The 5,888-nt window shown below is 38.7% G+C and carries 8 protein-coding genes; 3 read left to right on the top strand and 5 right to left on the bottom strand.

The features are described from left to right. The first annotated feature begins 276 nt into the window (after window positions 1-276). Window positions 277-720, top strand: coding sequence for a type II toxin-antitoxin system HicB family antitoxin (locus tag H0248_RS21050; RefSeq protein ID WP_161568995.1), 444 nt, complete (start codon window positions 277-279; stop codon window positions 718-720). Window positions 721-1,107: 387 nt separating this feature from the next. Here H0248_RS21050 and H0248_RS21045 read toward each other — a convergent pair whose 3' ends face one another. From H0248_RS21045 to H0248_RS21025, 5 genes are all read right to left on the bottom strand, one after another. Further along, window positions 1,108-1,359, bottom strand: coding sequence for a hypothetical protein (locus H0248_RS21045; RefSeq protein ID WP_130639954.1), 252 nt, complete (start codon window positions 1,357-1,359; stop codon window positions 1,108-1,110). A gap of 14 nt (window positions 1,360-1,373) precedes the next feature. After that, window positions 1,374-2,339 carry a type IV secretion system protein gene (locus H0248_RS21040; RefSeq protein ID WP_130639953.1) on the bottom strand — a complete coding sequence of 322 codons (966 nt, stop codon included), beginning with the start codon at window positions 2,337-2,339 and terminating at the stop codon, window positions 1,374-1,376. 129 nt (window positions 2,340-2,468) lie between these two features. Next, window positions 2,469-2,819 carry a helix-turn-helix transcriptional regulator gene (locus tag H0248_RS22560; protein ID WP_161568994.1) on the bottom strand — a complete coding sequence of 117 codons (351 nt, stop codon included), beginning with the start codon at window positions 2,817-2,819 and terminating at the stop codon, window positions 2,469-2,471. Window positions 2,820-2,866: 47 nt separating this feature from the next. After that, the gene (locus tag H0248_RS21030; protein ID WP_180787363.1) at window positions 2,867-3,181 is read right to left on the bottom strand and encodes a DNA-binding protein; all 315 of its coding nucleotides are present in this window, start codon (window positions 3,179-3,181) and stop codon (window positions 2,867-2,869) included. Between the two features lie 10 nt (window positions 3,182-3,191). Continuing rightward, on the bottom strand, window positions 3,192-4,307 hold the full coding sequence (locus tag H0248_RS21025) for a phage/plasmid replication domain-containing protein (RefSeq protein WP_130639950.1): 1,116 nt from the start codon (window positions 4,305-4,307) through the stop codon (window positions 3,192-3,194). Between the two features lie 161 nt (window positions 4,308-4,468). Here H0248_RS21025 and H0248_RS21020 point away from each other — a divergent pair, with 161 nt between their 5' ends. Both H0248_RS21020 and H0248_RS21015 read left to right on the top strand, forming a co-directional pair. Next, complete coding sequence (locus tag H0248_RS21020; protein WP_130639949.1) at window positions 4,469-4,678, top strand: hypothetical protein; 210 nt, start codon at window positions 4,469-4,471, stop codon at window positions 4,676-4,678. Window positions 4,679-4,979: 301 nt separating this feature from the next. Then, the gene (locus tag H0248_RS21015) at window positions 4,980-5,780 is read left to right on the top strand and encodes a toll/interleukin-1 receptor domain-containing protein (protein ID WP_205558079.1); all 801 of its coding nucleotides are present in this window, start codon (window positions 4,980-4,982) and stop codon (window positions 5,778-5,780) included. The last annotated feature ends 108 nt before the right edge of the window (window positions 5,781-5,888 follow it).

Raw genomic sequence — 5,888 nt, 5'->3', positions numbered from 1 at the left:
ACATTATGCGAACCAGTAGATAAGGAGGCGGAATCTGGCGTTCTGGCCAGCGTGATTGGGTTTATCCGTTATCGCTGATACGTTATCTTGTCTTCGACCGTCAGCCGCTTAAATCACTGTTTAGTGCGTCACAGATAAAACCCGCTAACGCGCTGCGCTTGTTCAACACCTCACGCCAACAAATTAAAATTTGTCAGCGCTCGCTGTTCCGGTTGCCAGCCGTTCTGTCTTTCCGTCATATTTATACTGTGCTTAATGACTCTACGGGCTCAAATCATGACGACTAAATTTCTACAAACCGAACAAGAATACCTTGCAGCACTCAAGGAAGTCTCGCCGCTGTTTGACCTCGACTCCGCTGAAGACGACCGATTCTTAGAGTTATGCACGGCCATTCAGGATTATGAAAAAAGACATTTCCCTGAATTTAATGTGAACATAATTAAATATACAATCTGCATTCATCAAGCTGAAAATGGCGATCATTCCGGTTTTGTGCCCGATATCACCGGCTGCTATTTTGCTGGTAACTCGCTCGATGCAGCCATTGCAGATGCCTATGCCGCGATCGATATCCATCTCGTTTATCAGGCGGAAAAAGGAAAAGCTATTCCCATGGCTAAAGATATCTCCGAGTACATCAATGATGATGATTGCCGCAATGGCTATCTCACCTGCATTGATATCGACATTACCAAATACACCGCCAACGCCATTTAAATTATCCCATTACCATTCCAGAACGCCGAGCGCTGACAAATTTTAATTTGTTGGCGTAAGGGGTTGAACAAGCGCAGCGCGTTAGTTGTTTTTTCCTCGGCGATTTTTAACTTCATCAAGGTTCGTAGAACCGAGTAAGAATAGCTTTGCTGTTCAGGGTTTCAAAGGGATCTCCCTTTGGCACGCGAATGTTACACAGGGAATTTATTCCCGTGTATACATCGCCCTCGTGCCTGTAGTTTACATAGTTCGTGTGAATATCTAGCAGATAGATAGCACTTAGATAGCAGATAGATAGCACATAGAAAGCACTTAGATAGCCGATGGATAGCAAATATAAAAAGAGGACGGTTCATTTTCAGTGATCCATCCTTCTTTATTGTTACGTTATTTTTTTTGCGGCTTATAGGTGTGATCATAAAGCCAAACGGCTGACTTTGCGTTTTGACAGTTATCAGAAACGTCTGGACGTTGTTCCTTCGTTAGGGGCTTGATTTTCGATTTACAGTTTTTTGCCAGTTCTCTGGCTTCATCTATGTGTTCACGGTAATACTTTTTATCTTTCACTTCTTGAGCATTTACCGCCGCTGTGTATCCCAAAATAGATAAAATTAGCAGCGTAAATATTGATTTATTCACTATGTTATCCTTTATTATCCACCTTTCACGTTATTTTTAAACTTGCTCAGCAAGGCCATTCCGCCCTTTTTAAATCCTCCCGCTACTCCGCCTGACACCTTGTCTCTCATCGATGCAGCAGCTTTTGATAGACCTGTTGCACGAGCCAGTGAATTAGCACCAGGAACAAGACCATTGATGCCGACCCCTCCCGTTAATGAGGAACATAGAACAGCAACTTGTTCTACCATAGCAACACAGATAACGACAACCAAGAGTAGTGTTAACGAATCCATGATGCTAATTGACTCAGGATCAAGTTGTGTATATTTTTCAATTAACACGGCGACAAAACTTAGTGTTATAGCATAGAAAACATTTAACAAAATGTAATTAAGACAATGACCACACCATGTCGTAAACATGCCTCTTGTTGCTGAAAATCCCGAAAAGCAAATAAAAACACTTCCAATAGACAATAAAATACCGGTCATGAATGTAGAAATACAAAGGAATATAGTTGTGTAAGTGACTAAAATTGCACCGCCTGCATAGCCAATTATATAAATCAAATATACAGAAACCAATGGCCCGATGTCCCAACCTAAACTATCCGTTGCATTACGTTGGAATGTTTCCATTGTAGTGATGAGCCTCTCCCACATTGCATCTATGCCTGAGGCCGCACTCGCATTACCTGTAACTATCATTGATATTTCACTGCCAGAGTCCATGATGAAGGGAACAACCCATTGTTGATAATAGGGTGCAGACCACACAAATGCACCAATAAGTGAGAACACTATGATGTTTTTAATAACCTCGCCAATTATAATTTCACGATTGCTATAGAGGATCATCCAAGCAATTACGACACAGTAAAGAAGAAAGGCAGCAATAAAAACAGGCCTGATACTGGTAGCAATTAATGAAAAATTACTTGCAACCGCATCCATGACGAGGCTTTTTGTTTGAGCTACGAAATCACTTACTATACCCATCAGTAACTCCTGTTAATAAGGTGAATAATAATGGCAGTGACAAGTGATATAATAAACCCCAGTTGAATTAAATAGACAATGAGCGTAAATAATCGTCCTTGTTCTGTTTGGTTATTTGACTTGAGTTTTTTATATAGATTGAACATTGGGTTGATGGTCTCTTCTGGTGATGTTTGGGCTAGATATTTGATAAACCAAGAATCTAAGCAATATCGACGAACGAAGTTCCGATATGTTTGTCGCGCCCAGCTTTAACTTAGAGTTGGCTAAATGGTTGTTTATAGTGCTATTTGAGACATTTAAAGAGTATGAGATAGACCTCGTATCTAAGCCGCTAAAATAAAGAATTGCAACCTCCGCTTCCCGACTAGATAGCTCGGGAAATAATTCGTTTATGAGCCCGTAGGGTATAGTGAACCAAGGAGCATTACTTATCTTTGGAATACAATTACTTAAAATGATACTGTCATTATTTTTCATGTTCATTCCGTAAACTCATAAAATAAAACAATAACTTTACTTCTCGGTCATTTTGTCTCTTTTATTCCTATATCACTGGATAAATTATAAGTTACGCCTTCCCTTCCCTCCATTGACCATGGGCGGACATAAATAGGGACTTGAACCATTTTCCCGACAAGGTTATCCGCCTGATTTAATACACCAGAATTAACCAGGAATTGAGAAACGCGGATGATGATTAAATCCTGCTTAATCCCACCAAATCCATCAGGTAACTCTAGCCCTATGCCTATTTCATTATGGTATCCCTGCCCTCCTCGTTTTTGTTGTTGCCTTGTGCCTAGCATTTTTCCACTCACAAACAACCCATAATTAGCCATAATTCACTCACTAGACTGCTTTTAAATAAACTGGTTTTTTATACCAATCAGGGATCACGCATTCATTGACAACAATTTCTCTTACATTCTTCACGATAACAGGGCTAAACTTTGAAATATTGCACTTTTGATTTATATCTATTCCTATCTTTCTTAGCCTCGCTCTATGAACACGAACTTGGTTCTTATTCGTATCAAATGTTCTTCCGTGAAACCACTGGATAGCGTACATTGCTGTAGTATTTGCTGCCTTAGTGGTCTCCACAACGCCACGATTGATTAAGTGTTCGCTGATAGTTTCAAAATCCATAGCAGTCACCGATAGTTTTTTATCTATATCAAGAAAGTCAGAATGTAGTTTATTCAAGGGTGAGTAATCTGATATACCCCAATAATTTAATGCGTGTTTTTGCAAGAAACGAGACTTTAATTTTTGCTCGAACCGAACAATCCCTACTCCCTTACAAAAATCGATTACATTACTTATGTAATCAACCTCAATAGAGTCAGCACCAAATTTATTTTTTATTTTAACAAGGGAGTGTTCTTCAATCTCATGACCTTTATTATACACACTTGGATGTATGAGATTAACGTTCCCTTTCTTAGAATACCAGCCTACGGTTTTTCCATTAGTGTAAAGCATTGGTACACTATTTCTATATGGTTGGGTAGAAATACCAGAAATGTATTCATCTTCATTTCCTTTCCCGACAGATTTATTTGAAGTAATGTGTAATTCTTTGATTATTGCTCCATCTGAAATAATATGTGCACGTTCATTTTCTTTTGCCTGCCCAGGCATTAAACGCGTGCATTTTGTAAAATGAGGCAAACCTAATTCTGTCAAAATTTGGTTATAAACCGCTACACATGCATCTACCGATGGCAGCCCAAACAAGTTATCAAGGCGTCCCCAGCGGGACGGATTACCAGTCACTTTCAGCTGTGAGCCGCGAATATGGATCTTAACGACATCACAAGATGATCCTTGGTGCTGGAAAACTGGTTGAGATAAGGCACCCGCCTCACCTGTCTGGATGTGTATCCGTTGATAGGCTACATCCGATAAAATCGGTAACTGATAGCCAAAATCCTGTTCAATACTCAACCAGTCAAAAAACATAAGCATTCATGTATGCAAGAATATTTGGATATGTTATACACCCAAGAATACATGCATGCAAGGATTCACGAGGGCGAGTATGCAAAGGATTTATAATGGATATACAACGTATGTACGATGTATATACGAGGGATTTCCCACGGTGAGAGAAGGCTAGAACGATGGCTGAAAAAAAGTACACATCCATAAGAGTGCCAGAAGAAAGAAAACTAAAACTAGAGCAGGCTGCTATAGAAGTGAGCTATGCCACCGGGAAAATGGTCAAATGGACTGATCTTGTTTTTTATCTTATGGATGAACATCTTAAAGATGCCGTTAAAGATATGAAGGCATCAACAAAAGGCCAAACCCCCGCTTTCGGAAAGAAGTAAAAATACGGGATTCCGTACTAAAGTTCGGGTGTCACTGAACCCCGAACCGCTTCGCGGCGATTTAGACATTTTAGCCGCTAAAAATTCGATTCCAAACACCAAGTACCAGAAATGGTACAAACGTACAGTATTACCTACACTACATGTTTTAAAATTGTGCAATTTTCAAACGAATTAAAAGTTCGAAGGAATAAACAGAAATAATGAAAATTGGTGGCACAGAAAAATTTCATATTACTAATGGCAACTGAAAAACCGAATAAAAATCAGTTAAATCATTACTCTCACAAGGAAGATTATAATGAATGATATGCAATTTCATTTCGAAGCTATGCTGAACAGTTATAAGGCTTTAGTCGAAAAAAAACACCCAGATCAGCTCTCACACTGGCCTTTGTTGGGTGGAAGAATATATGTAAAGCCAGGAAGTTACAAACAGTGTCAAATCAATATTTTTAAACACCAAGCCGATACATTTCAGATATTTAGAGTTTCTGGCCTTGGAGAGCTACCCCCTAATATCATAGGCTATGACAATATTACCGAATCAAATAAAGAAGAGATAAGACAAAAATTAACTGATAATTTCGATCTAAAAGATAAAGATGGAATTCTATTTTTATCGAGTGAAATAAATTTTCAGGATGAATTGTATCAGTTATTAAAAAGGCATGAAGCAGCAATGAATATAAAGCCAGTAAAAATATTTTTAAGTCATAAAAGCGAAAATAAAGAGTTAGTAAGAGATGTAAAAAGAACATTAGAACTTCTTGGGTTCGAACCTTGGCTTGATGAAGATGCAATGAATGCGGGAGTTAAATTGGAGCGAGCCCTAAGACATGGTTTTACAGACTCATGTGCAGTAGTTTTTTTCATCACACCTGAGTTTAAGGATGAGCATTACCTAGAATCTGAAATTGATTATGCTATTGAAGAAAAGAGAAAGAAAAAGGATGATTTTCAGATAATTACAATCTTATTAGGTAATGAGGATGTGCCAATCTTGTTACGTCCATATGTGTGGAAAAAGCCTACATCAGATCTTGAAATGTTTAGGGAAATCATCAAAGCGCTGCCTTTAAAAGTCAGAAAAATTTACTAAGAGAAATGCTAAATGGTTCGCATAATAACGTTATGCTAAAGAGGCCGCTGCGGGATTCGATTTTCGCAGCGGCCTTTTCAACATAACGCGTATCACATTATGCGAACC

This window comes from Pectobacterium brasiliense (assembly GCF_013449685.1).
GTDB lineage: Bacteria > Pseudomonadota > Gammaproteobacteria > Enterobacterales > Enterobacteriaceae > Pectobacterium > Pectobacterium brasiliense_A.
This window is presented reverse-complemented; position numbering and strand designations above follow the sequence as displayed.